This is a genomic window from Pseudomonas sp. NPDC087342 (assembly GCF_044744265.1).
GTDB classification, from domain to species: Bacteria; Pseudomonadota; Gammaproteobacteria; order Pseudomonadales; family Pseudomonadaceae; genus Aquipseudomonas; species Aquipseudomonas nunensis.
Genome location: NZ_JBIUXZ010000015.1, coordinates 90,250 through 114,025, shown reverse-complemented (window position 1 = coordinate 114,025; position 23,776 = coordinate 90,250). Strand labels below are relative to the sequence as shown.

Below are 23,776 nucleotides of genomic sequence, written 5' to 3'. Positions count from 1 at the left end.
CGGTGGTCGCCGCAGCCGGGCACTTACCTCGGCAAATTCAATCGATCCTGCGTGATCGCTCAGCTGGGTCATCGCCAGCCCGGCGTAGCCGCAGGGATTAATCCGTCGAAACGGTTCCAGGTTCATGTCCACGTTCAGCGCCAGGCCATGAAAGGAACAACCGTGGCGGATCCGCAGGCCCAGGGACGCGATTTTCGCCCCATCGACGTAGACACCTGGCGCGTCTGGCTTGGCTGCGGCAGTTACGCCATAGCTGGCCAGCAACTCGATCAGGCAGTGTTCCATGCGGGTGACCAGGTCACGCACGCCGAAACCCAGTTTGCGCACATCCAGCAACAGGTACGCCACCAATTGGCCGGGACCATGGTAAGTCACCTGACCGCCGCGATCGACCTGCACCACCGGAATATCTCCCGGCAGCAACAGGTGCTCGGCCTTGCCGGCCTGGCCCTGGGTGAACACCGGTGGGTGTTCCACCAGCCAGATCTCGTCCGCGGCATCGCTGCCGCGTTCGTTGGTGAAGCGCTGCATGGCATGCCAGACCGGCTCGTAAGCCATCTGGCCGAGCTCACGAAAGCCCAGCGTGCCCGGCATCACAGCACCATGTGCACGAAACCGGTAGCCCGCAACTCGCTATTGATGTCGTACAGCTGGTCTTGACCGGTGGCGATGATGTGCAACTGGATGGTGGTGTACTTGCCGTTGCTGCTCTGGCGTTCGTCCACCTTCTCATCGTTGATCGTCGCGTGTTTCTTGACGATGTCGATGATCTTTTGCTTGATGTCGACAATGGTGTCGCCGATCACTTTGATCGGGTAATCATTGGCGGGAAATTCGATCTTTGGCGCCTTTACTTCAGTGTCTGTCATGGCGTAACGGCCTCGTAAGCCGTGGCAACGGACATGGCTCCGTCCCGGGTTGGAACGGAGCCATGCAGGTCCACACTAATTCAGTTGAACAAGCCGTAGAAGAATAGACGGATGCTATCCCACATGCGACGGAAGATACCACCCTCGTCGACCGCGTCCAGAGCGATCAGGTTAGCGCTGTGCACTACCTTGTCGTCCAGTTTCACTTCGACTTTACCGATCACGTCGCCCTTGGCGATTGGCGCAACCAGTTGCGGGTTCATGGTCATGCTGGCGGCAAGCTTTTTCAGCTGGCCTTTTGGCAGGGTCATGGTCAAGTCTTCAGCCAGGCCGGCCTTGACTTGATTGGTGGTGCCTTTCCAGACAGGAGCCTGAGCCAGCTCGGCGCCTTTCTGATAGAAGGTCTGGGTTTCGAAGAAGCGGAAACCGTAGGTCAGCAGTTTCTGGGTTTCGGAGGCGCGAGCCACTTCGCTGTTGGTGCCGAACACCACGGCGATCAGGCGCATGCCATCACGTACGGCCGAAGACACCATGCAGTAGCCGGCTTCGTCGGTGTGACCGGTTTTCAGACCATCGACGGTCTTGTCGCGCCACAGCAGCAGGTTGCGGTTAGGCTGCTTGATGCCGTTCCAGAAGAACTCTTTCTGCGAGTAGATCGCGTAGTGAGCCGGGTCTTCGTGAATGATTGCGCGAGCCAGCAACGACATGTCGTGAGCCGACGAGTAGTGCTCAGGGTTCGGCAAACCCGTCGGGTTCATGAAGTGGCTGTTGGTCATGCCCAGGTCGCCGGCCGTCTTGTTCATCATGTCGGCGAACGCGTCTTCGCTACCGGCGATGTGCTCGGAGAGCGCAACACTGGCGTCGTTACCCGACTGAATGATGATGCCGTGCAGCAGATCGCTGACAGTCACCTGCGAGCCAACCTTGATGAACATCCGCGAACCGCCGGTACGCCAGGCGTTTTCGCTGACGGTCACCGGGTCGTTTTCGCCGATCTGGCCACGACGGATTTCCAGCGTCGCAATGTACGCGGTCATCAGTTTGGTCAGGCTGGCGGGCGGCAGGCGCTGGTCACCGTTGTTCTCGACCAGCACGTTGCCGCTGCTGGCGTCCATGAGCACGTAGGATTTGGCGGCCAGTTGCGGTGGCGACGGCATCATTTCTACCGCAAAAGCGGCAGGCGTGATGAACAGCGGGACTAACAGGCACAGGCGTTTGGCAAAGGTGGTGATGTTCATCCGTCTCTCGAAATCGCTAATGGAAACTGCCCGAAGGCAAAACTAATCAGACAGCTTTCTAACGAGCTGTCGCGTGTTCAGTTGCTCACTCAGAACCCTTGCCGGGCTTTTGTTCTTAACGAGCCAACAACCAGGTTCGCCCCCCAAACCGCAAGCGAACCTTCAATCAAGTACTGCGTGTTACTCGGCGGTAACCAGGCTCGGCGAACCGAGATTGGCCATTCGCACACTGTTCTGCACTTGCTGGATTTCACCCGGAGAACCCATCGGCCCCAGCCGTACCCGATGCAATGTCTGTTGGTTGCGCACTATCGAGCTGATGAACACCGGAGCGCTCACCATCCCGCTGAGCTTCGATCTCAGGAGTTCTGCAGCGTCCGGGTTGGCGAACGCGCCCACCTGCAGATACTGGCCAGAGGCTGGTACAGAAGCGTTTTTTTTTGCACTGATCGGCACAGGCACGGTGTCCGCGGCGTGTTGCTGCGGCGGTGGCGTCCACTGCTCGACCGTCCCCGCCGAAGCGGTAATCGTTGGCGCGGCATTTTGCGCTACTTGAGGCTCATTGAGCATCAAAGGCGCCGGACGGCCTTTCGCGGCCCACCACTGTTGTGGATCGATACCTTCGACCTTGACCCGCGCGGTGCCGATTTCGGCGTAGCCCAGTTTCTTGGCGGCGGCATAGGACAAATCGATGATGCGGTCCGAGTAGAACGGCCCACGGTCATTGACGCGCAAGACCACGCTCTTGTTGTTGTCCAGGTTGGTCACCCGAACGTAACTTGGCAGCGGTAAGGTCTTGTGCGCGGCACTCATGCCGTACAGGTCATAGACTTCGCCGTTGGCGGTGTTCTGGCCGTGGAACTTGGTGCCGTACCAGGACGCCGTGCCCGAGGCGACGTAGGTCTTGGACTCTTGCAGCGGGAAATAGGTCTTGCCCAGCACGGTGTACGGGTTGGCTTTATAAGGACCGCTGTGCAGGGTCGGCGTGGCGTCCGGGATGCGCGAAACATCCACGTCCCACCACGGCGCGCCATCTTTGTGGGCGCGGTTGATGTCCAGTCCCGGCGTAGCGCGCACGGCGGTGTTGGAGGTTTTTTGCGTTGGCGCGCGGCTGGTCGAACAACTGGCGACCAGCACCGCCAACGCGGCGAATGCCATCAGCTTCAGGGGTTTATTCATAGGCAATGCCCGCATTACTTGACGCCCCGTGCTTGGACCAGCTGTTCAGACAGTTGATGTACGGCCATGGCGTACATCACGCTGCGGTTATAACGCGTGATCGCGTAAAAATTCTTCAGGCCCATCCAGTACTCGGGGCCGTTGTCACCTTCCAGGCGGAAAGCCGTAACCGGCATATCATCGCGCAGCGCATCATGACTTGACCACCCCAACGCCCGCAACTCCCCGACGGTTTTCGTCGGTTCGATGCCGGTGGTCAGGCCGTCGTCCACCTGATCGCCACGCACATCGGCGCGACTGACCACAGGTTCGCCGGCGACCCAGCCGTGACGCTTGAAATAACTGGCGACGCTGCCGATGGCATCGTCCGGGTTGTTCCAGATATTAATGTGGCCATCACCGTCGAAATCCACCGCATACGCGCGAAAACTACTCGGCATGAACTGCGGCAAGCCCATGGCACCGGCGTAGGAGCCTTTGAGGGTCAGTGGATCGACCTGCTCTTCCCGGGCCAGCAGCAGGAATTCACGCAACTCCTTGCGGAAAAACTCGGCACGGGGAGGATAGTCGAAACCCAGGGTCGACAACGCGTCGATCACCCGGTAATTGCCGGTATTACGGCCGAAAAAGGTTTCAACGCCGATGATCGAGACGATCACCTGGGCGGGTACGCCGTATTCCTGCTCGGCACGGGCGAGTACCGCCTCGTGCTGACGCCAGAAGTCCACACCACGGGCAATACGCGCGTCGGTGATGAACATCGGGCGATATTCATTCCACTGTTTGACTCGCTCAGCGGGTTTGGAGATTGCGTCGAGGATCGCCTGTTTGCGCTCGGCTTCGCGGAACACGCCCATCAGCTGTTCACCGGCAAAACCGTAGTCGCGGGTCATTTCACCGACGAATTCGGCCACCTGGGGTGAGCCTTCGTAATCGCCGGCCCGCGTTTCCGCGGTACCAAGGATGCCTACCAGGCCGACCCACGGAGCGTATCGAGTCGCCCAGCCATGCATTACTTGCATTGAAATCTTCACCTTATTCAAACCTGTGCGATCCACTTACGATGGGTATGGATCGACATCAAAACCCCAAACGCTGACAGCAGCGTCACCAGCGAAGTTCCTCCGTAGCTAATGAACGGCAACGGCACCCCCACAACCGGCAACAGGCCACTGACCATACCGATGTTGACGAAAACGTAAACAAAAAACGTCATAGTCAGGCTGCCGGCGAGCAATTTGCCGAACAAAGTCTGGGCCTGGGCCGTAATCACCAGCCCGCGACCGATCAGCAACAGGTAAATCAGCAGCAGTGCGCAGATACCCACCAAACCGAATTCTTCGCCCAGTACCGCAATAATGAAGTCGGTGTGGCTTTCCGGCAGGAAGTCCAGGTGCGACTGGGTGCCCAGCAGCCAGCCTTTACCGAATACGCCGCCGGAACCGATAGCTGCCTTGGACTGAATAATGTTCCAGCCAGTGCCCAACGGATCGCTTTCCGGGTCGAGGAAGGTCAGGATTCGCTGCTTCTGGTAGTCATGCATGATGAAGAACCACATCGCCACCGCCACCGGCACCGCCGCGGCGATCACGCTGAGGATCCAGCGCCAGCGCAGGCCACCCATGAACAGCACGAACGCGCCGCCCGCGAGGATCAGCAGCGAAGTGCCGAGGTCCGGCTGGCGCACGATCAGGATAAACGGCAAGCCGATCAGGAACAGGCTGACGCCCACATGCTTGAGTTGCGGCGGCAACGTGCGCTTGGACAAATACCAGGCGATGGTCGCGGGCATCAGGATCTTCATGAATTCCGAGGGCTGGAAGCGGATCACCCCGGGAATGTTGATCCAGCGCGTGGCGCCCATAGCGTTGTGGCCCATGACGTCCACCACCACCAGCAACAACACGCCGAGCACATAACCGATTGGCACCCAACGGGCCATGAAACGCGGTTCGAACTGGGCGATGACGATCATCGACACCAGGCCGATGCCGAATGAAGTGGCTTGCTTGGCCAGCAGGTCCCAGCTCTTGCCACTGGCCGAATACAGCACGAACAGGCTGCCGGCGGCGAGGGTCAGCAGCAGGATCAACAATGGGCCATCAATGTGCATGCGTTGCAGCAGCGTCGCACGGCGACGCATCACGTCCTCACTGGAGAGGATGCGATCGAAATTACTCTTCACGGGCCGTAGCCTCCGCGCTGATAGGGCCGGCGTACTCAGGTTTGAGTCGTCCATCCTGGTCCAGGAGCCAGGCATCCATGACTTGACGCACAACAGGTGCCGCGACGCCGGAACCGGACTCGCCGTTCTCGACCATCACCGACACCACGATTTTCGGGTTATCGGCGGGCGCGAAACCGACGAACAAGGCGTGGTCGCGGTGGCGTTCCTGCACCTTGGAGCGGTCGTACTTCTCGCCCTGCTTGATCGCGACCACCTGGGCCGTACCACTTTTACCGGCGATCCGGTATTGCGAACCGATGGCGGCTTTGCGCGCCGTACCGCGAGCGCCGTGCATTACCTGCTGCATGCCGTGGTTGACCTTGGTCCAGTCGGACGGATCGCGCAGGATGATGTCCGGCATCGGATTCTCATCCTTGGGCTTTTCGCCTTCGACCGTCCTGGCCAGGTGCGGACGGTTCCACACACCCTTGTTGGCCACCAGCGCCGTGGCTTGCGCCAGTTGCAGCGGCGTCGATTGCATGTAGCCCTGGCCGATCCCCAAAATCAGGGTTTCGCCGGGGAACCAGGCCTGACGCCGGGTCGCGCGTTTCCATTCGCGGGACGGCATCAAACCCGGGGATTCTTCGAACATGTCCAGCGAGACCTTCTGGCCGATGCCGAACTTGCCCAGGTACGAGGACAACCGGTCGATGCCCAGCTTGTGCGCCAGGTCATAGAAGTAGGTGTCGTTGGAACGCATGATCGCCGTGTCCAGGTCCACGTAGCCGTCGCCGGTACGGTTCCAGTTACGGTATTTGTGATCGTAGTTGGGCAGCATGTAATAACCGGGGTCGAAGACCCGGGTCGAAGCCGTGACCACACCCGAGTCCAGGCCGGCAATCGCCACCGCTGGCTTGATCGTCGAGCCCGGCGGGTACAGACCGCGCAGCACGCGGTTGAACAATGGCCGGTCGATGGAATCGCGCAACTCGGCGTAGGCCTTGAAGCTGATGCCGGTGACGAACAGGTTTGGATCGAAACTCGGCTGGCTGACCATGGCCAGGACTTCGCCGGTATTCGGGTCCAGCGCGACGACCGCACCACGGCGACCGCCGAGAGCCAACTCGGCAGCTTCTTGCAATTTGATGTCCAGGCTCAGGACGATGTCCTTGCCAGGAATCGGATCGGTGCGCTTGAGCACGCGCAAGACGCGGCCCCGAGCGTTGGTCTCGACTTCTTCGTAACCCACCTGGCCGTGCAGCTCGGGCTCGTAGAAGCGCTCGATACCGGTCTTGCCAATTTGATGAGTACCGCTGTAACCGACCGGGTCCAGCGTCTTGAGCTCTTTCTCGTTGATCCGGCCCATGTAACCCACGGAATGCGCAAAGTGCGCGCCCTGCGGGTAATGCCGCACCAACTGCGCGACCACTTCCACACCCGGCAGCCGGAACTGATTCACCGCGATCCGCGCGATCTGCTCTTCGGTCAGCTCGAACAGAATCGGCACCGGCTCGAATGGCCGACGCCCCTGCTTCATGCGTTTCTCGAAGATCCCTCGGTCCTCGGGCGTCAGTTCCAGCACCTGGACGATCACGTCGAGCACTTGCTGCCAGTCGCCGGAGCGCTCGCGGGTCATGCTCAGGCTGAAGCTGGGCCGATTATCGGCCACCACCACGCCATTACGGTCGAAGATCAACCCACGGGTCGGCGGAATCGGCTGCACATGGACGCGGTTGTTTTCCGACAGGGTCGAGTGGTACTCGTACTGGATGACCTGGAGGAAATACAGCCGCGCGATCAGCACGCAGATCAGCGCCACCACCGCAATTGCCCCGAACACGACGCGGCCACGCACCAGACGGGCGTCTTTTTCGTGGTCCTTGATGCGGATCGGCTGGGACATGAGGGCAGAACTACTTGTGGTAAGGGTGGCCGGACAGGACTGTCCAGGCACGATACAACTGTTCGCCGATCAGAATCCGCACCAACGGGTGCGGCAACGTCAACGGCGATAACGACCAACGCTGATCAGCCCGGGCACAGACTTCCGGCGCCAGCCCTTCGGGGCCGCCGACCATGAAATTCACCGTGCGCGAGTCCAGCCGCCAGCGATCGAGTTCGACCGCCAGTTGCTCGGTGCTCCAGGGCTTGCCGTGGACTTCGAGGGTGACAACCCGCTCGTTCGGCCCGACCTTGGCCAGCATGGCTTCGCCTTCCTGACGGATGAAGCGCGCCACGTCGGCGTTCTTGCCACGGGTATTGAGCGGTATTTCCACCAGTTCCAGCGCCAGCTCGGACGGAAGACGCTTGGCATATTCATGCCAGCCTTCTTCCACCCATTTGGGCATGCGTGAACCGACGGCGATCAGTCGCAGTCGCACAGCGGTCCCTTACTGCTGGTCTTTGTTGAGCTTGATGAAATGCTCGTGGGTGTTTTCCGGGCTGTGGTGAGCCGCGTTCAGGGCACGGCTCTGTTCAGCGCCGGACCACAGACGCTCAAGATCGTAAAACTGACGAGCTGACGCGGTCATCATGTGCACGATCACGTCGTCCATATCCAGCAGGACCCAGTCGCTGTCGCCCTTGCCTTCTTCACCCAATGGCTTGATGCCCAGGGCTTTGACGGCTTCGCGGACCTTGTCCAGCATCGCGCCGATCTGGCGGTTCGAAGTACCGGTAGCGATGATCATGTAGTCAGTGATGCTCTGCTTTTCGCGAACGTCGATGACCTGGATGTCCTGGCCCTTCACGTCTTCCAGGGCGGCTACGGCAACCTTGACCAGCTCATCACCCTTCAGGGGCTCGTTGGTCAGGACCGGCTCAGGCAGTGGAGCGCTCTTGAACGTGCCTTTGCGCTTTACTTTAGTTACGTCTTTGTTCGTCATATAAAACTCGTTTTGCTCGTATGTTCGGGCGTTTCAATACACGTCATTTCGTGCCTTGAAACGTGCCCTTTTTTTCAGTTCGACGCACGGTAGAGACCGTGCGCATCGATGTAGGCCAGGACCGCGTCGGGAACCAGGAAACGTACCGACTTACCGCTGGCCAGCAGTTGACGGATCTGGGTGGCGGATACCGCGAGCGGTGTCTGCCAGACGAATGCAATCTGTCCGCTCGGCCCTTTGAGGGCCAGCGGGTCGCTCACCGAGCGTGCCGCCAACAGATTGCGCAAGGCATCCGGCGGTTCGCTGTCGGCATCCGGGCGTTGCAGCACCAGGATGTGGCAATGCTGGAGCAACTCTTCCCAGCGGTGCCAAGTGGGCAGGCCGCAAAATGCGTCCCAGCCCAAAAGTAGAAAAACCTGAGTATCCGCGGCCATTTCGGCGCGCATCAATTCCAGGGTATCGATAGTGTAGGACGGTTTGTCCCGCTGCAATTCGCGGGCGTCCACCACCAACGGCGCCACACCGGCCACCGCGCACTCGACCATCGCCAGACGGTCCTGCGCCGAGACCTGCGGCGTGTCCCGATGAGGCGGCCTGGCACTGGGTGTCAGTCGCAACTCATCGAGCCCCAGGGACTCGGCCACTTCCAGTGCACCGCGCAAATGGCCGATATGCACCGGGTCAAACGTTCCGCCCAGCACGCCTATGCGTCGAGGCCCAGCCTCGCCGGCGATGACCGGGGCTGACGGGTCGAGGTCGCCCAAGTCAGACCGACTCCTGTCCGCGCAACTGGCCGTCACCGACCACGATGTACTTCTCGCAGGTCAGACCTTCGAGACCCACCGGGCCGCGGGCGTGCAGCTTATCAGTAGAAATGCCAATCTCGGCACCCAATCCGTATTCAAAGCCATCGGCGAAGCAGGTCGGGGTGTTGATCATCACCGATGACGAGTCGACTTCCGCGACGAAACGCCGGGTATCCGCCAGGTTTTCACTGACGATCGAATCGGTGTGATGGGAGCCGTACTGGTTGATGTGCTCGATGGCCTGGTCCAGTCCGTCGACCACGCGGATCGACAGGATCGGCGCCAGGTATTCGGTGCTCCAGTCGTCTTCGGTGGCCGCAACAGCCTCGATGATCGCCCGGGTGCGCTCGCAACCGCGCAGTTCAACGCCTTTTTCGCGGAACTGGCCCGCCATCGACGGCAGGAAATCTTTGGCAACGCTTTGATCCACCAGCAACGTTTCCATCGCGCCGCAGATGCCATAACGGTAGGTCTTGGCGTTGAAGGCGATGCGCTGGGCTTTCGGCAGGTCGGCGTGTTCGCTGACGTAGACGTGGCAGATGCCGTCCAGGTGTTTGATCACCGGCACGCGAGCGTCGCGGCTGACTCGCTCGATCAGGCCACGGCCGCCACGCGGCACGATAACGTCCACGTATTCAGGCATGGTGATCAGCGCGCCGACGGCGGCACGGTCGGTGGTTTCGACCACTTGCACCACGGCGGCCGGCAGATCGGCCTCGGCCAGACCTCGCTGGATGCAGGCGGCAATGGCACGGTTGGAATGAATTGCTTCGGAACCGCCACGCAGGATGGTCGCGTTGCCCGACTTCAGGCACAGGCTAGCGGCGTCGATGGTCACGTTCGGGCGGGATTCGTAGATGATCCCGATCACGCCCAACGGCACGCGCATCTTGCCGACCTGAATGCCCGACGGGCGAAAGCTCATGTCGCGGATTGCGCCGACCGGGTCCGGCAAGGCCGCGACCTGGCGCAGGCCGACGATCATGCCGTCGATGCGCGCCGGGGTCAGCGCAAGGCGTTCCAGCAAGGCCGACTCAAGACCATTGGCCCGACCAGCGGCCAGGTCCAGCTCATTTGCAGCCGTCAACTCGCCGCGCGCAGCGTCCAGCGCATTGGCAGCAGCCTGCAAGGCGCGGTTTTTCTGCGCAGTGCTGGCACGGCCGATGATGCGCGACGCCTGGCGGGCAGCGCGACCCAGGCGGGTCATGTAGTCGAGGACGGACTCAGTCATGTCTGATGGGGTCTTGGCAAAGATGAAAGCGGCAGATTATAGCTGTCGCGTCCTAGGACTAACAGCGGTGACGGGCGGATGGTCGAAATGGAGGGCAATTTGCCGACGTTCAGCCGTGATTAAGCTGCAAATTGTTATCATCACCGCTCATTCAGCCCTGATAAACGCCGTTCATCATGTCCAACCTGACTGTTCGCGCCGCCCTTGCGGCCCTGCCCACGGCGCTGCCGGACGCTTTTTTCGACCGTGACGCGCAAGTTCTGGCCCGAGAACTACTGGGCAAAGTCATCCGTCACCGGGTCGGCGACCTGTGGCTCAGCGCCCAGATCATCGAGACCGAAGCCTATTACTGCGAAGAAAAAGGCAGCCACGCGTCCCTCGGCTACACAGAAAAGCGTAAGGCTTTGTTTCTGGATGGCGGACACATCTATATGTATTACGCCCGGGGCGGTGATTCGCTGAACTTCAGCGCCCAAGGACCGGGCAACGCGGTGCTGATCAAATCCGCCTATCCGTGGGTCGATGAATTGAGCGGGCCGGCGAGCCTGGCGCAGATGCTGCTGAACAATCCCGATGCCCAGGGCCGCCCTCGCCCCTCGCAAAAACTCTGCGCCGGCCAGACGTTGCTGTGCAAAGCGCTGGGTTTGAAGGTGCCGGCCTGGGACGCCAAGCGTTTTGATCATGAAGTGCTGCTGGTGCAAGACGTCGGCCCGGCGCCCGCCCACATTATCCAGACCACTCGCCTGGGGATTCCTCATGGGCGTGATGAACACTTGATGTACCGCTTTGTGGATGCGGCGTATGCGCCCTACTGCACACGGAACCCGCTGCGCCGGGGGCAGGTCGAAGGTCGCGATTATTTTTTGTTGTCTTGATTATCAAAGATCCAATGTGGGAGCGAGCTTGCTCGCGATAGCGGACTAATAGTCGAAATGATGTCGTCTGACACTCCGCTATCGCGAGCAAGCTCGCTCCCACAGGGATCTGTGCTGTTTTGTAGATTGCATGAATTAAACATTTCAATGGAGTTGCAGGTATGGGCCCATGGCTCGATAGCATCACTGGCTGGTTGACGGTCAATCCACAGTGGCTGGCCGCCGCGGTCTTTATAGTGGCGTGCGTGGAATGCCTGGCGATTGCCGGGTTGATCGTGCCGGGCACCGTTTTGCTGTTTGCCGTGGCGGTGCTGGCGGGCAGTGGCGCGTTGTCGCTGGGTGAAACGCTGTTGCTGGGGTTTCTCGGTGGTTTGCTGGGTGACGTGGTTTCATACTTCCTGGGACGACATTTCCACCAGAACATCCGGCGCCTGCCCGGTTTGCGCCATCACCCGGAATGGATTGCCGGGGCCGAGTCCTACTTCCAGCGCTACGGCATCGCCAGCCTGTTGGTAGGACGTTTCATCGGCCCGTTGCGACCGATGCTGCCAATGGTCGCCGGCATGTTCGACATGCCCTTCCCGCGCTTCGCCGCCGTCAGCCTGTTGGCCGCCGCCGGTTGGAGCATCGCTTACCTGCTGCCGGGCTGGGCCACAGGGGCGGCGATTCGCCTGCCATTACCGGACGGCTTCTGGCCGGAAGCGGGGATTGTCGCCGGCAGCATCGCGCTGATGATCGGCCTGAGCGTCACCAGCAGCATGCGCCGTCATCGTCACGCCACCGCTTATATTGCCGGCCTCGGGCTGGTGATTCTGATCGGGCTGTTTATCGGCTATCCGCACCTGACCGCCCTCGACCAGGGCGTGATGACTTTGGTGCAGGAACACCGCAGCCCGATGCTCGATGAAGTGGCCGTGACGTTTACGCTGATCGGCGAATTCCGCAACATGCTGATGTTCAGCGCCCTGCTGACCGGCTTGCTGTTACTCACCCGACAATGGCGCCAGGCGATTTTCGCGGGCGGAGCGCTGCTGTTCACCGCGCTGGGCAACACCGTGACCAAACACTTCTTCGCCCGGATGCGCCCGGAAGTGTTGAGCGACCCGCTGACCAGTTACAGCATGCCCAGCGGTCACGCCTCCGGTTCTTTCGCGCTGTTCCTCGCCATCGCCGTACTCGCCGGGCGCGGACAACCGCCACGCATGCGCCTGACCTGGCTGCTATTGGGTTGCCTGCCGGCGCTGGCGATTGCGTTGTCGCGGGTCTATTTGGGCGCCCATTGGCCAACGGACGTGCTGGCCGGCGCGATGCTGGCAGCCGGTGTCTGCGCGGCGAGCCTGTGGCTGAGTCAACGCCAGTCGCCGCTCAACGCCATGCCGCCGAAGGTCTGGTGGCTGGTGCTGCCGTCGTTGCTGGCGTTGTTTGCCTTTTTCGCGTTGCGGCATCTGCCGCACATGATGTTGCGCTACGCGTATTGAAGACCGGAGTTAAAGCGGCCCTGTAGCAGCTGCCGAGCCCGCGAGGCTGCGTTCGGCTGCGTAGCAGTCGCCAATCAGACACACCGCGTACTCAGGATTTGCGAGGACTTCGTCCTCGAACGCAGCCTCGCGGGCTCGGCAGCTGCTACGGGTGAGATCTCAGGCGAACAGTTCGCCCTGCAACTCATCCAGCAACGCCTGAATCGCATCCAGCCGTTGCTGCGGATCGTCGAGTTGCAGCAGGTCGATCTTGTCGACCTCGGCAAATGGCAGCAGGTAGGCCAGTTGATTGGCCAATGACTGTTGCCCGGTCGCCTCGGTGCCCATGTTCAGCGCTTCGACCATCGGGTGTTCGGCCAGTGCTTTGAGCAAGGCGACCAGGTCGGCGTCCTCGTCCTGCAACGGTTGTTCCGGCTCGTCTTCCAGCCACTCGACGTCGGCGAGGGTCAGGTGATCGCGCTGCACTTCGGAGCGCAACACGTGGAAGCGCCGCCCACCCTGCACCCGAATCCCCAGCAAGCCGTTGTCCTGCTGCTTGAAGTCGGTGATCAGTGCTTCGCAGCCCACCAGCGCATAACCCGCCGGGGCGATGCCGACTTCTTCGCCGTCGAGGATGCACACCACGCCGAAGCCGCTGCCTTGTTTCATGCAGCGGCTGATCATGTCCAGGTAGCGCGCCTCGAAAATCTGCAAATCAAGGATGCAACCGGGGAACAGCACCGTGTTCAGCGGGAAAAGCGGCAAGCTCATAGACATTTCCTTACACCACCATCGACACGGCCAACGGCAGGAACACTGCCGTCGCCACGCCCATCAGACTCATCGCCAGCGCCGCGAAGGCGCCGCACTCTTCACTTTCCTGCAAGGCCACCGAAGTGCCGACCGCATGGGCGGTCATGCCTAACGCCATTCCGCGTGCCTCGGGGCTGTGGACACCAAGACGCGTCAACAGGCTCGGGCCGAAAATCGCACCAATCACGCCGGTAATCAACACGAACACCGCTGCCAGCGCCGCGACGCCACCAATCTGTTCGGCCACCAACATCGCAATCGGCGAGGTCACGGATTTCGGCGCCATGGTCATCAGGATCATGTGTTCGGCACCGAACCACCAGCCCAGCAACACGCCCATGCCCGTGGCGACCACTCCGCCTATCACCAGCGTAGTAAATATCGGCCAGAATAACTGTCGAATCCGTCGCAGGTTCAAGTACAGCGGCACCGCCAACGCAACAGTCGCGGGGCCCAGCAGGATACTGAGGATCTCGGTGCTCTTGCGGTACTCGGCGTAGGTCAGGCCGCAGCTCACCAACACGCCAATCACCAGCACCATCGACACCAGCACCGGTTGCAGGAAGATCCAGCGGGTTTTCTCGAACGCCGCGAGCACCAGTTGATAGGCGCCCAGGGTAATGCCGATGCCGAACAGCGGATGATGAATCACCGAATCCAGCGCGCCTTGCCAGTCGAGGATCATGGGCGATCCCCACGATGCGCATGGCGCTTGACCAGACGCTGCATCAACACCCCGGCGAACGCCATGGACAACAGCAGCGACAGCACCAGCGCACCGGTGATCGCCCAGAAGTCCGCGGCGATATCCTTGGCGTAAACCATCACGCCCACCGCCGGCGGCACCAGCAGCAATGGCAGGTAGCGCAGCAAACTGCTGGCGGCCAGGTTCAGTGGTTCACCGACCTCGCCACGACAAATCAGAAACACCAGTAACAGCAGCAGGCCGACAATCGGCCCCGGCAGCACCGGCAAAAACAGGTGGTTGATGGCTGTGCCCAGCAATTGGAACAGCACCAGCCAGGTCAGGCCACGTAACAACATCCAGCATCTCCCGCGCGCGCTCCCCACCAAAAAGGGGCCGGGCATTATAAGCATGCCGACGCTATACACCGGCATTCGCCAAAAGCATGGTCAGTTGACCGGAGCAATTTGCCATGTTGATCTAAAGTGGTAATCCGGGAGGTCAAATCCCCCCACCTCAAAACTATAAAACCGATGAACCCAAGGAGAGTCTCAATGCCCTATGTTCCCGTTGCAGAGCTCAAAGATTATGTCGGCAAGGAACTTGGACGTTCCGAATGGCTCACCATCGATCAGGAGCGCATCAACCTGTTCGCCGAAGCCACCGGGGATTATCAGTTCATTCACGTCGACCCGGTCAAAGCCGCGCAAACGCCATTTGGCAGCACCATCGCCCACGGTTTCCTGTCGCTGTCGCTGATCCCCAAACTGATGGAAGACATCCTGATCCTGCCGGAAGGCTTGAAGATGGTGGTCAATTACGGCCTCGACAGCGTGCGCTTCATCCAGCCGGTCAAGGTCAACTCGAAAGTACGGCTCAAGGTCGACCTGACCGAAGTCACCGAGAAGAAACCCGGCCAGTGGCTGCTCAAGGCCACCGCCACCCTTGAGATAGAAGGCTCGGACAAACCGGCGTACATCGCTGAACCGCTGTCCCTCTGTTTCGTGTAAACCATCCCGAATGCGAAGCAGCGCACGCTGTTTCGCGACCTTCTCTATATATGCGACGCATAGCTGCGGCATACTCGGTCGCCTAATTGCCCGGATCCCGCTATGCGCTCACTTGCACTCCTCGCTTTGACCCTGATGCTCACCGCTTGCGGCGATGGTGAATCGCTGTTGTCCCCTGACGCGCGCCTGCCGGACGGCGGACGCTATCGAGGGGATCTGGTCAACGGGTTGTTGCAGGGCCAGGGCCGCATCGACTACCCGAACGGCAGCTGGTACGCCGGGGAGTTCGACAAAGGCCAGTGGCATGGCCAGGGCGAATGGCACGGCAGCAATGGCGAGGTCTATCGCGGGCAGTTCCAGCAAGGGCTGTTCGACGGCCAGGGCACGCTAACCACCAATGGCAGCAGTTACACCGGCGGCTTCAAGCTGGGCCGGCGCGACGGCGAAGGCACCCTCAAAGAAAACGGCATGACTTACCGTGGTGAGTTCAAGTCCGATCAGTATTCCGGGCTCGGTCGTCTCGAACTCGACGACGGCAGCACCTATCAAGGCCAGTTCGCCCACGGCAAACCCAACGGCGAAGGCCAGCGCGGCGATGCCAGCGGCAATCAGTTCAGCGGGCATTTCGTCGACGGGCAACTCGAAGGCAACGGCACGTTCAACAGCGCTGACGGTGATATCTACGTCGGCGGTTTCAAGGACAACCAACTCCACGGCAAGGGCCGCTACGAAAACGCCGATGGCGATGTGTGGATCGGCCAGTTCAAGGAAGGCGCGCTCAGCGGCAAGGGCGAATTGGTCGGTGCCGACGGCAGTCATTACATCGGCCAGTTCAGCGATTGGCGCTTCACCGGCCCGGGCCGCTTGAACCTGGCCGACGGCAGTTTCTACGTCGGCGGCTTCGACAGCGACAGCTACTCGGGTCGCGGCACCCTGGTGCTGACCGATGGCACCGTGATGAGCGGCACCTGGATCAACGGCCAGCGTGTGCGCGATGCCGACGGCAAGTTGCTGCCCGACACCCTGGAATCCGGTTTGCTGGCCCAAGGCCGCTTGCTCGACGAAGCGCTGGCCAATGTGCCCGCCTCAACCCCCGCGGTCGAGTTGTACACCCTGACCCTCGGCGGCGACGGCAAGCAAAGCGTGTTCCTGCGCGAATCCGACTACGTCGCCAACATGCTCGCCAGCCGTTTCGGCGCTTACGGCCAGATTCGCTTGGTCAACCACCGCGACCACCTCGCCGACCGTCCGATGGCCACCCGGGAAAACCTGCGCCGCGCCGCCCAGACCCTGGCCGAACGCAGTGGTCCGGAAGACTTGCTGTTTATCTACCTGACCAGCCACGGCACCAGCGAACACGAACTTGTGCTCGATCAGCCACGCATGGAACTGGCTGACCTGCCGGCCGACGAACTGGCAGCGGTGCTCGCCCCGCTGAAAAATCGCGACAAGATAATTGTCATCTCTTCCTGCTATTCCGGTGGTTTCATCCCGGCATTGAAAGACGAGCGCACGTTGATCATGACCGCCTCGCGGGCGGACCGGGTGTCCTTCGGTTGCTCAGAAGAGGCCAACTTCACTTACTTCGGCGACGCCTTGTTCGCCCAGGCGCTGAACCAGACCGACGATTTGGAGCAGGCCTTCAAACTGGCCAAGGCCACCGTGGCCGAGCGCGAGCTGGCGGATAACTTCGAAGCCTCTGAACCGCAGATCTGGGCGCCGAAAACCGTGCTCTCCCACTGGCAGCTGTTGCGCAAGCAACAAGCCCGAAAAGCATTACAAAGTGCTGCTATCAGCAGCAAGGACGCCAAGAGCAACTAAGCTGAACAGTATCAAGGGGGAAACACTATGTACTTGACGCCTCAGCATGTATTGCTTGCCGGAGCTACCGGATTAACCGGCGAACATTTGCTTGATCGCCTGCTCAATGAGCCAACGATTACGCGGGTATTGGCACCTTCACGCCGGCCACTGGCCGAGCACCCCCACTTGGAAAACCCCGTCGGCGACCCTGCCGTGTTCCTGCCGCAATTGAACGGTCGCGTCGACATCGCCTACTGCTGCCTCGGCACCACGATCAAACAGGCTGGCTCCGAGCAGGCATTTCGCGCGGTGGACCTGGACATGGTGGTGGCGTTCGCCAAACGTGCCCGGGAAATGGGTGCTCGGCACTTGATCGTGATCAGCGCCCTGGGGGCAGATCGCAGATCCACGGTTTTCTACAACCGGGTCAAAGGCGAGATGGAATACGCATTGCGCGCGCAGGACTGGCCGCAACTGACGATTTGCCGACCTTCGTTGTTGCTTGGCGAACGTCTTGAACCGCGCATGGCCGAGCAGTTTGCTGGGCCGTTGTCGCGCTTGATCCCGGGCAAATACCACGGCATCGAAGCCTGCCAACTGGCGCGGGCAATGTGGCGACTGGCGCTGGAAGAGCAGGATGGCGTGCGGGTGGTCGAGTCGGATGAGTTGCGTAAGTTAGGTAAATAACTGTGGCGAGGGGGCTTGCCCCCGTTCGGCTGCGCAGCAGTCGTAAATCCTGTGCACGCGGTGTGTCTGGTAAATCGAGGCGCCTGGCTTGGGGCCTGCTTCGCAGCCCAACGGGGGCAAGCCCCCTCGCCACAGGAATCCCCTACAACCCGCCCGTCGCCTGAAAACTCACGCCAATCACCGTCAACACCGACAACGGCAACAACAAGGTGTCGAGCAACGCGCTGGCCGGCAGGTCAACGCCGGGATAGCTCGGCGCTTCGGCACCAAAACGATCCATGGCACAGCAACCGCCATTCATCGCATACAAATCCAGGCGCGTCCCCGAATACACCACCGGCGCCCCCGGTTTGGCGGCATCGAGGGTGCGCGCCGTGGCGCAGCCGGCCAGTTGCAGCACCAGCAGGACCATCAGCAGTTTATTCATCGCTGCTCAAATGATGCTCGCCCCAACGAGGCAGCATGTCCTGGGGAATGTTCAGCAGATTGAGGATCCGTGCGACGACGAAATCGATCAGGTCGTCGATGGTCTGTGGCTGATGATAAAACCCCGGCGAGGCCGGCAGGATCGTCACGCCCATGTTCGACAACTTGAGCATGTGCTCCAGATGAATGCTCGAATACGGCGCCTCGCGCGGCACCAGAATCAACTGGCGGCGCTCCTTCAAGGTCACATCGGCGGCGCGTTCGATCAGGTTGTTACAGGCCCCGGTCGCAATGGCCGACAGGGTTCCGGTCGAACACGGCACCACCACCATCGCCGCTGGAGCACCAGAGCCCGAGGCCACCGGCGACATCCAGTCTTCCTTGCCGTAGACCTTGATTTGCCCGGCAGCCGCCCCGGTGTATTCGGTGAGGAAAGCCTGCATGGTTTGTGGTTTCGGCGGCAGCGTCACGTCCGTCTCGGTGGCCATCACCAGTTGCGCAGCCTTGGAGATCAGGAAGTGCACCTCCCGGTCTTCGCGTATCAGGCAGTCCAGCAGGCGCAAGCCGTACTGGGCGCCGGAAGCGCCGGTCATCGCCAGCGTGATGCGTTCCGGGCCATTGTTCATTGCAGCGCCTCGGCGAGTTTGCCGTGCAGACCGCCGAAGCCGCCGTTGCTCATGATCACCACATGGGTGCCGGGCTGGGCCTGGCTTTTCACGCGTTCGATGATGCCTTCGAGGGAATCGCTGACAATCGATGGCACGGTGCACAGCGCCGCCGTGCCGGCCAGATCCCAGCCGAGGTTGGCCGGCGCATACCAGATCACCTGATCGGCATCGACCACGCTTTCCGGCAAACCGTCACGGTGCGCGCCGAGCTTCATGGAGTTTGAGCGCGGCTCGATGATCGCGATCAACGGCGCGTCGCCGATCTTTTTGCGCAAACCATCGAGGGTGGTGGCAATGGCGGTCGGGTGGTGGGCGAAGTCGTCATAGATGGTGATGCCACGCACTTCCGCGACTTTCTCCATCCGGCGCTTCACGCTTTTAAACGCGCTCAACGCGGCAATGCCCAGCGACGGTACAACGCCGACATGACGCGCGGCCGCCAGGGTAGCCAAGGCGTTGGCAACGTTGTGCTGACCGGTCATGTCCCACTCGACCACGCCTTGGGCGACGCCTTCGAACATCACTTCAAACTTCGAACCGTCTTCGCTCAACAGCCTGACCTGCCACTGACCGCCGGCACCGGTAGTTTGCACCGGGGTCCAGCAGCCCATCTCGATCACGCGCTGCAAGGCAGGTTCGGTGGTCGGATGGATCACCAGGCCTTCGCTAGGAATGGTCCGCACCAAATGGTGGAACTGCCGCTCGATCGCCGGAAGATCGGGGAAGATGTCGGCGTGATCGAACTCAAGATTGTTCAGGATCGCCGTGCGCGGGCCGTAGTGAACGAACTTGGAGCGTTTGTCGAAGAACGCGCTGTCGTATTCGTCGGCTTCGATCACGAAGAAAGGTGTGCCACCCAGGCGAGCGGACACCGAGAAATTCTGCGGCACGCCGCCGATCAGGAAACCCGGGCTCATGCCCGCGTGTTCCAGCACCCAGGCGAGCATGCTGCTGGTGGTGGTCTTGCCGTGAGTGCCGGCGACGGCCAGCACCCAGCGGCCCCGCAACACGTGATCCGCCAGCCATTGCGGGCCGGAAACGTAAGGCAGGCCTTTGTTCAGGACGTATTCAACGGCCGGGTTGCCACGGGACATGGCATTGCCGATCACCACCAGATCCGGGGCCGGATCGAGCTGCACCGGGTCGTAACCCTGGGTCAACTGAATGCCCTGAGCCTCAAGCTGCGTGCTCATCGGCGGATAGACGTTGGCATCGGAGCCCGTCACGTGATGGCCCAGCTCTTTGGCAAGAACAGCCATCGAACCCATGAAAGTGCCGCAGATACCAAGAATATGAATGTGCATAGTCGACCTCGTAAAACATGGCCGCAGGTTAGCGTAGGGTGGGGAAAATCGCACCTTTGTTTCGGGTCGATCGCACAACCCGTAGGAGCGAGGCTTGCCCGCGAAGGCCACGACGCGGTCTGTCTGATACACCGCGTTATCGTTCTTCGCGGGCAAGCCTCGCTCCTACAGGTTCCTGGCGATTCCGTGTTTGCGTAGTTTTCTATAGAGGGTGTTACGGCTGACACCTAGCTGCTCAGCCGTATGCGTCATGTGCCAGCGCTGCTGCTCCAGCGCATTCAGCAACGCCAAGCGCTCCGCATCATCGAGCGGGAATTCGGAAGGCTCTTCCACCGCAGCCGCAACCACCGGCCGCGCCTGACGAATCATTGCCGGCAAATCCTCCAGCCCAACCCGCCCGCCATCACACAACGCCGCCAAGGTGCGCAGCACATTGCGTAACTGCCGCACATTCCCCGGCCAGGCAAAACCCAACAAGGCCTGTCGCGCCGGTTGATCAATCAACACCGTCTCCCCGCCCGCCTCTTCGGCCAGCAGGAAATCGAGCAACTGGGATTTATCAGTGCGCTCACGCAGCGCAGGCAACGCGACTTCCAGCCCATTGAGCCGATAATACAAATCCTCGCGGAAGCTGCCGTCCTGCACTCGATCCAGCAAATTCCGGTGGGTGGCGCTGATAATCCGGACGTTAACCGACTCGGGCTCGCCGCCAATCGGCACCACTTGGCGATCTTCCAGCACTCGCAGCAATCGGGTCTGCAACGCCAGGGGCATGTCGCCGATCTCATCGAGGAACAATGTGCCGCCATCCGCCTGTTGCAACTTGCCGCGCATGCCTTCCTTGCGCGCACCGGTAAAACTGCCGCCGCGATAGCCGAACAGTTCGCTTTCGATCAGGCTTTCCGGGATGGCCGCGCAGTTGAGGGCGACGAAGGACTTTTCCGCCCGTTGACTGGCCTGGTGCACAGCTTTGGCGAAGGCCTCTTTGCCAGACCCGGTTTCGCCATTGATCAACAGTGGCACGTCCCGTTCGAACACACGCAGGGCCTTGCGGAAGTCTTCCTGCAACGCCGCATCGCCCAGGCAAATACCGGACAGGCGCGGACGCTCGGCAATCACCGGACTTTGCACCACTGGCACCGGAATACTGCGCGGCTGGCCGCGCAACAGGGCAAACAGACTGCGCCCGTCACGGGTGCGCAACGGCCAACTGGCGCTGGCATTCACACTCGCACGCCCCAGCAATTCATCCAGCGTGCAATCGAAAAACGCTTCCACCGGTTTGCCCAGCAGCCCGCCGCGAATGTGCCCCAGCAGGTTCAGCGCACTCTGGTTGACCGCGCTGATCCGCCCTTCGCCATCAAACGCCAACAGACCTTCGCTGAACAGCCCGACGGATTCCGCCTGAAGGTGAAAACGCAGCAACCATTGATTGTCGAAGTAGCGCAGGAAATAACAGCTCTCGATCATCTTCGCCGACAGATTGACCAGGGCCATGGTGTGGAACTGGCTCTGCCGCGAGACTTCATGCCGCGCCGAAGACACGTCAAGCACCGCCAGCAGTTCGCCGTGCGGGTCGAACACCGGGCTCGCCGAGCAGGTCAGGCCGGTGTGACGGCCGCGAAAGTGTTCGTCCTGGTGAATGGTCAGGGCCTGGCGCTCTACCAGGCAGGTGCCGATGCCGTTGGTGCCTTCGCAGGCTTCACTCCAGTCGGCGCCTAGCCAGAGCCCGGCGCGCTCGAAAATCTTGCGTTCGGCGGGGGCAGTGACGCAATTGAGGATCACCCCACGGGCATCGGTCAGCAGCACCGCGTGACCGGCGCCGGAGAGTTGCTGGTGCAGGCTGGTCATTTCATTGCCAGCGATGTGCAGCACTTGTTGCAGGCGCTCGCGGCTTTCGAGTACGCGGCCATGTTCCAGCACCGTTGGCGCCATGGTCAGGGCCGGGTCGAGATGATAATCCTCAAGACAACGCAGCCAGGAGCGGGCAATCGACGGATCGCTGCCAGGGCCGTGCAGGTGCGATTTTCCCTGGGTAACGGTCAGGACTTGCTGGGCATGGCGACTCAAATGGTTGTCGTGCATTTCTTATTATTTTCCCCGCAAGGTGAGTTCTCGCTTTGGCCACAAACCTGTGGCGAGGGGGCTTGCCCCCGTTCGGCTGCGCAGCAGTCGTAGATCCTGAGCACGCGGTGTGACGGTCGAATCGATTCGACTGATCCGGGGCTGTTTCGCAGCCCAACGGGGGCAAGCCCCCTCGCCACAAAGGAAGAGCGGCATAGCAATTGTGGCCCAGCATCCTCCAGCCTCCCTTGCTTTGCAATGCTGGCAAGACCACCCAGTCACAACCTGTGCCACAAGCGGTACAAACTGTCACCCAGGCTGTATCGAAACCGTCACAGATGCCATCCGCTTGTCCGACAAAAATCGTGCAAGGCCTTGATTTGCCTGCCCTGCAAGGCAGTGGCCCAACCTTTGCTCTACGCTTATAGCAGGCGCACATGCGCTCTCCCTTATAAGCACAAAAGCCAAGGAGAAATCACCATGCGTTACGCTCACCCCGGTACTGAAGGCGCTATCGTTTCGTTCAAGAGCAAATACGGTAACTACATCGGCGGCGAGTTCGTCGCGCCTGTCAAAGGTCAGTACTTCACCAATACCTCGCCAGTGAATGGCCAACCGATTGCCGAATTCCCGCGCTCCACGGCCGAAGACATCGACAAAGCCCTGGACGCTGCCCACGCCGCTGCCGATGCCTGGGGCGCCACGTCCGCCCAGGCGCGCTCGCTGGTGCTGCTGAAAATCGCCGACCGCATCGAGCAGAACCTGGAACTCCTGGCCATCACCGAATCCTGGGACAACGGCAAAGCCGTTCGCGAAACCCTCAACGCCGACATCCCGCTGGCAGCCGACCATTTCCGCTACTTCGCCGGTTGCATCCGCGCCCAGGAAGGCAGCGCTGCCGAGATCGACGGCAACACCGTGGCTTATCACATCCATGAACCGCTGGGCGTGGTCGGTCAGATCATCCCGTGGAACTTCCCTATCCTGATGGCCGCCTGGAAACTCGCCCCGGCCCTGGCCGCCGGTAACTGCGTGGTGCTCAAGCCTGCCGAGCAAACCCCGCTGGGCATCACCGTGCTGATGGAACTGATCGGCGACCTGTTGCCACCTGGCGTGCTCAACGTCGTGCAAGGGTTCGGCAAAGAAGCCGGCGAAGCCCTGGCCACCAGCAAGCGCATCGCCAAGATTGCCTTCACCGGCTCGACCCCGGTCGGCTCGCACATCATGCACGCCGCCGCCGAAAACATTATTCCGTCCACCGTGGAGCTGGGAGGCAAGTCGCCGAACATCTTCTTCGCCGACATCATGCAAGCCGAAGAAACCTTCATCGAAAAAGCCGCCGAAGGCCTGGTGCTGGCGTTCTTCAACCAGGGCGAAGTCTGCACCTGCCCGTCTCGCGCGCTGGTGCAGGAATCGATCTATGACGACTTCATGAAAGTCGTGATGAAGAAAGTCCTGTCGATAAAACGTGGCGACCCGCTGGACACCGACACCATGGTCGGCGCCCAGGCGTCCGAGCAGCAATTCGACAAAATCCTTTCGTACCTGGAAATCGCCAAGGGCGAAGGCGCCGAGCTGCTGACTGGCGGCAAGGTGGAAAAACTCGAGG

At 61.0% G+C, this 23,776-nt stretch carries 24 protein-coding genes; 6 read left to right on the top strand and 18 right to left on the bottom strand.

Translation table 11 applies throughout. The annotated features are described in order from the left end of the window. The 11 genes from lipB to ACIOYV_RS23820 all read right to left on the bottom strand — a co-directional run. On the bottom strand, positions 1–594 hold a 594-nt coding region (gene lipB / locus ACIOYV_RS23870), incomplete at its 3' end, for a lipoyl(octanoyl) transferase LipB (protein ID WP_401327560.1). Continuing rightward, entirely contained in the window at positions 594–869 is a 276-nt protein-coding gene (locus ACIOYV_RS23865) for a DUF493 domain-containing protein (RefSeq protein WP_054052426.1), read from the bottom strand. The genes ACIOYV_RS23865 and lipB, both read right to left, overlap by 1 nt. A gap of 80 nt (positions 870–949) precedes the next feature. After that, positions 950–2,107 (bottom strand): D-alanyl-D-alanine carboxypeptidase family protein, encoded by a 1,158-nt coding sequence (locus tag ACIOYV_RS23860; protein WP_054052424.1) that lies wholly within the window; start codon positions 2,105–2,107, stop codon positions 950–952. Positions 2,108–2,287: 180 nt separating this feature from the next. After that, complete coding sequence (locus ACIOYV_RS23855; protein WP_054052422.1) at positions 2,288–3,301, bottom strand: septal ring lytic transglycosylase RlpA family protein; 1,014 nt, start codon at positions 3,299–3,301, stop codon at positions 2,288–2,290. Next, complete coding sequence (gene mltB, locus ACIOYV_RS23850; protein WP_054616724.1) at positions 3,301–4,308, bottom strand: lytic murein transglycosylase B; 1,008 nt, start codon at positions 4,306–4,308, stop codon at positions 3,301–3,303. The genes ACIOYV_RS23855 and mltB overlap by 1 nt, the downstream gene beginning before the upstream one ends. A 17-nt stretch (positions 4,309–4,325) precedes the next feature. Then, a complete protein-coding gene (rodA, locus tag ACIOYV_RS23845) occupies positions 4,326–5,429 on the bottom strand; it encodes a rod shape-determining protein RodA (protein ID WP_054052418.1) in 1,104 nt (367 codons plus the stop codon). 31 nt (positions 5,430–5,460) lie between these two features. After that, positions 5,461–7,356 carry a penicillin-binding protein 2 gene (mrdA, locus tag ACIOYV_RS23840; RefSeq protein ID WP_163911518.1) on the bottom strand — a complete coding sequence of 632 codons (1,896 nt, stop codon included), beginning with the start codon at positions 7,354–7,356 and terminating at the stop codon, positions 5,461–5,463. 10 nt (positions 7,357–7,366) lie between these two features. Beyond that, entirely contained in the window at positions 7,367–7,834 is a 468-nt protein-coding gene (gene rlmH / locus ACIOYV_RS23835; RefSeq protein WP_007937439.1) for a 23S rRNA (pseudouridine(1915)-N(3))-methyltransferase RlmH, read from the bottom strand. Between the two features lie 9 nt (positions 7,835–7,843). Beyond that, positions 7,844–8,338 carry a ribosome silencing factor gene (rsfS, locus tag ACIOYV_RS23830; RefSeq protein WP_054052413.1) on the bottom strand — a complete coding sequence of 165 codons (495 nt, stop codon included), beginning with the start codon at positions 8,336–8,338 and terminating at the stop codon, positions 7,844–7,846. A gap of 74 nt (positions 8,339–8,412) precedes the next feature. Then, positions 8,413–9,102 carry a nicotinate-nucleotide adenylyltransferase gene (gene nadD / locus ACIOYV_RS23825; protein WP_054052411.1) on the bottom strand — a complete coding sequence of 230 codons (690 nt, stop codon included), beginning with the start codon at positions 9,100–9,102 and terminating at the stop codon, positions 8,413–8,415. Position 9,103: 1 nt separating this feature from the next. Beyond that, positions 9,104–10,375: a glutamate-5-semialdehyde dehydrogenase gene (locus ACIOYV_RS23820; protein ID WP_401327554.1), complete on the bottom strand. Its 1,272-nt coding sequence runs from the start codon at positions 10,373–10,375 to the stop codon at positions 9,104–9,106. Positions 10,376–10,551: 176 nt separating this feature from the next. Between ACIOYV_RS23820 and ACIOYV_RS23815 the strand changes: the two genes are divergently transcribed. Then, positions 10,552–11,250, top strand: coding sequence for a DNA-3-methyladenine glycosylase (locus ACIOYV_RS23815; RefSeq protein WP_401327551.1), 699 nt, complete (start codon positions 10,552–10,554; stop codon positions 11,248–11,250). A 161-nt stretch (positions 11,251–11,411) separates the two neighbouring features. Continuing rightward, a complete protein-coding gene (locus tag ACIOYV_RS23810) occupies positions 11,412–12,728 on the top strand; it encodes a bifunctional DedA family/phosphatase PAP2 family protein (RefSeq protein WP_401327548.1) in 1,317 nt (438 codons plus the stop codon). A gap of 159 nt (positions 12,729–12,887) precedes the next feature. Here ACIOYV_RS23810 and ACIOYV_RS23805 read toward each other — a convergent pair whose 3' ends face one another. The 3 genes from ACIOYV_RS23805 to ACIOYV_RS23795 are packed head-to-tail and all read right to left on the bottom strand — an operon-like array spanning position 12,888 to position 14,564. After that, on the bottom strand, positions 12,888–13,478 hold the full coding sequence (locus ACIOYV_RS23805; RefSeq protein ID WP_054052402.1) for an LON peptidase substrate-binding domain-containing protein: 591 nt from the start codon (positions 13,476–13,478) through the stop codon (positions 12,888–12,890). A 10-nt stretch (positions 13,479–13,488) separates the two neighbouring features. Next, positions 13,489–14,205, bottom strand: coding sequence for an LrgB family protein (locus ACIOYV_RS23800; protein ID WP_054052398.1), 717 nt, complete (start codon positions 14,203–14,205; stop codon positions 13,489–13,491). Next, positions 14,202–14,564, bottom strand: coding sequence for a CidA/LrgA family protein (locus ACIOYV_RS23795; protein ID WP_054616728.1), 363 nt, complete (start codon positions 14,562–14,564; stop codon positions 14,202–14,204). The genes ACIOYV_RS23800 and ACIOYV_RS23795 overlap by 4 nt, the downstream gene beginning before the upstream one ends. A 195-nt stretch (positions 14,565–14,759) precedes the next feature. Between ACIOYV_RS23795 and ACIOYV_RS23790 the strand changes: the two genes are divergently transcribed. From ACIOYV_RS23790 to ACIOYV_RS23780, 3 genes are all read left to right on the top strand, one after another. Further along, positions 14,760–15,215, top strand: a complete 456-nt coding sequence (locus ACIOYV_RS23790; RefSeq protein ID WP_008035756.1) for a MaoC family dehydratase — start codon at positions 14,760–14,762, stop codon at positions 15,213–15,215. Positions 15,216–15,317: 102 nt separating this feature from the next. Then, on the top strand, positions 15,318–17,036 hold the full coding sequence (locus ACIOYV_RS23785) for a C13 family peptidase (protein WP_163911504.1): 1,719 nt from the start codon (positions 15,318–15,320) through the stop codon (positions 17,034–17,036). A 27-nt stretch (positions 17,037–17,063) separates the two neighbouring features. Continuing rightward, positions 17,064–17,705 carry an oxidoreductase gene (locus ACIOYV_RS23780; RefSeq protein ID WP_290024400.1) on the top strand — a complete coding sequence of 214 codons (642 nt, stop codon included), beginning with the start codon at positions 17,064–17,066 and terminating at the stop codon, positions 17,703–17,705. A 142-nt stretch (positions 17,706–17,847) separates the two neighbouring features. Here ACIOYV_RS23780 and ACIOYV_RS23775 read toward each other — a convergent pair whose 3' ends face one another. From ACIOYV_RS23775 to ACIOYV_RS23760, 4 genes are all read right to left on the bottom strand, one after another. After that, complete coding sequence (locus tag ACIOYV_RS23775) at positions 17,848–18,132, bottom strand: YceK/YidQ family lipoprotein (protein ID WP_265041107.1); 285 nt, start codon at positions 18,130–18,132, stop codon at positions 17,848–17,850. Next, entirely contained in the window at positions 18,125–18,757 is a 633-nt protein-coding gene (gene ubiX / locus ACIOYV_RS23770; protein WP_054052392.1) for a flavin prenyltransferase UbiX, read from the bottom strand. Before ubiX ends, ACIOYV_RS23775 begins: the two co-directional genes overlap by 8 nt. After that, positions 18,754–20,103: a UDP-N-acetylmuramate:L-alanyl-gamma-D-glutamyl-meso-diaminopimelate ligase gene (gene mpl, locus ACIOYV_RS23765; protein ID WP_401327541.1), complete on the bottom strand. Its 1,350-nt coding sequence runs from the start codon at positions 20,101–20,103 to the stop codon at positions 18,754–18,756. The genes ubiX and mpl overlap by 4 nt, the downstream gene beginning before the upstream one ends. Positions 20,104–20,268: 165 nt before the next feature. Beyond that, on the bottom strand, positions 20,269–22,188 hold the full coding sequence (locus ACIOYV_RS23760; protein ID WP_401327538.1) for a sigma-54-dependent Fis family transcriptional regulator: 1,920 nt from the start codon (positions 22,186–22,188) through the stop codon (positions 20,269–20,271). A gap of 459 nt (positions 22,189–22,647) precedes the next feature. On the opposite strand from ACIOYV_RS23760, the gene ACIOYV_RS23755 reads away from it, so the two are divergent. Further along, positions 22,648–23,776 (top strand): aldehyde dehydrogenase family protein (locus tag ACIOYV_RS23755; protein ID WP_401327535.1); only part of this gene is annotated, 1,129 nt, incomplete at its 3' end.

What these genes read in the sequence shown, in the direction of transcription:
- ACIOYV_RS23865 (WP_054052426.1), bottom strand. Translation starts at nt 869, where the DNA reads ATGACAGACACTGAAGTAAAGGCGCCAAAGATCGAATTTCCCGCCAAT.
- ACIOYV_RS23860 (WP_054052424.1), bottom strand. Translation starts at nt 2,107, where the DNA reads ATGAACATCACCACCTTTGCCAAACGCCTGTGCCTGTTAGTCCCGCTG.
- ACIOYV_RS23855 (WP_054052422.1), bottom strand. Translation starts at nt 3,301, where the DNA reads ATGCGGGCATTGCCTATGAATAAACCCCTGAAGCTGATGGCATTCGCC.
- mltB (WP_054616724.1), bottom strand. Translation starts at nt 4,308, where the DNA reads ATGCAAGTAATGCATGGCTGGGCGACTCGATACGCTCCGTGGGTCGGC.
- rodA (WP_054052418.1), bottom strand. Translation starts at nt 5,429, where the DNA reads ATGCGTCGCCGTGCGACGCTGCTGCAACGCATGCACATTGATGGCCCA.
- mrdA (WP_163911518.1), bottom strand. Translation starts at nt 7,356, where the DNA reads ATGTCCCAGCCGATCCGCATCAAGGACCACGAAAAAGACGCCCGTCTG.
- rsfS (WP_054052413.1), bottom strand. Translation starts at nt 8,338, where the DNA reads ATGACGAACAAAGACGTAACTAAAGTAAAGCGCAAAGGCACGTTCAAG.
- ACIOYV_RS23820 (WP_401327554.1), bottom strand. Translation starts at nt 10,375, where the DNA reads ATGACTGAGTCCGTCCTCGACTACATGACCCGCCTGGGTCGCGCTGCC.
- ACIOYV_RS23815 (WP_401327551.1), top strand. Translation starts at nt 10,552, where the DNA reads ATGTCCAACCTGACTGTTCGCGCCGCCCTTGCGGCCCTGCCCACGGCG.
- ACIOYV_RS23810 (WP_401327548.1), top strand. Translation starts at nt 11,412, where the DNA reads ATGGGCCCATGGCTCGATAGCATCACTGGCTGGTTGACGGTCAATCCA.
- ACIOYV_RS23805 (WP_054052402.1), bottom strand. Translation starts at nt 13,478, where the DNA reads ATGAGCTTGCCGCTTTTCCCGCTGAACACGGTGCTGTTCCCCGGTTGC.
- ACIOYV_RS23800 (WP_054052398.1), bottom strand. Translation starts at nt 14,205, where the DNA reads ATGATCCTCGACTGGCAAGGCGCGCTGGATTCGGTGATTCATCATCCG.
- ACIOYV_RS23795 (WP_054616728.1), bottom strand. Translation starts at nt 14,564, where the DNA reads ATGTTGTTACGTGGCCTGACCTGGCTGGTGCTGTTCCAATTGCTGGGC.
- ACIOYV_RS23790 (WP_008035756.1), top strand. Translation starts at nt 14,760, where the DNA reads ATGCCCTATGTTCCCGTTGCAGAGCTCAAAGATTATGTCGGCAAGGAA.
- ACIOYV_RS23785 (WP_163911504.1), top strand. Translation starts at nt 15,318, where the DNA reads ATGCGCTCACTTGCACTCCTCGCTTTGACCCTGATGCTCACCGCTTGC.
- ACIOYV_RS23780 (WP_290024400.1), top strand. Translation starts at nt 17,064, where the DNA reads ATGTACTTGACGCCTCAGCATGTATTGCTTGCCGGAGCTACCGGATTA.
- ACIOYV_RS23775 (WP_265041107.1), bottom strand. Translation starts at nt 18,132, where the DNA reads ATGAATAAACTGCTGATGGTCCTGCTGGTGCTGCAACTGGCCGGCTGC.
- ubiX (WP_054052392.1), bottom strand. Translation starts at nt 18,757, where the DNA reads ATGAACAATGGCCCGGAACGCATCACGCTGGCGATGACCGGCGCTTCC.
- mpl (WP_401327541.1), bottom strand. Translation starts at nt 20,103, where the DNA reads ATGCACATTCATATTCTTGGTATCTGCGGCACTTTCATGGGTTCGATG.
- ACIOYV_RS23760 (WP_401327538.1), bottom strand. Translation starts at nt 22,188, where the DNA reads ATGCACGACAACCATTTGAGTCGCCATGCCCAGCAAGTCCTGACCGTT.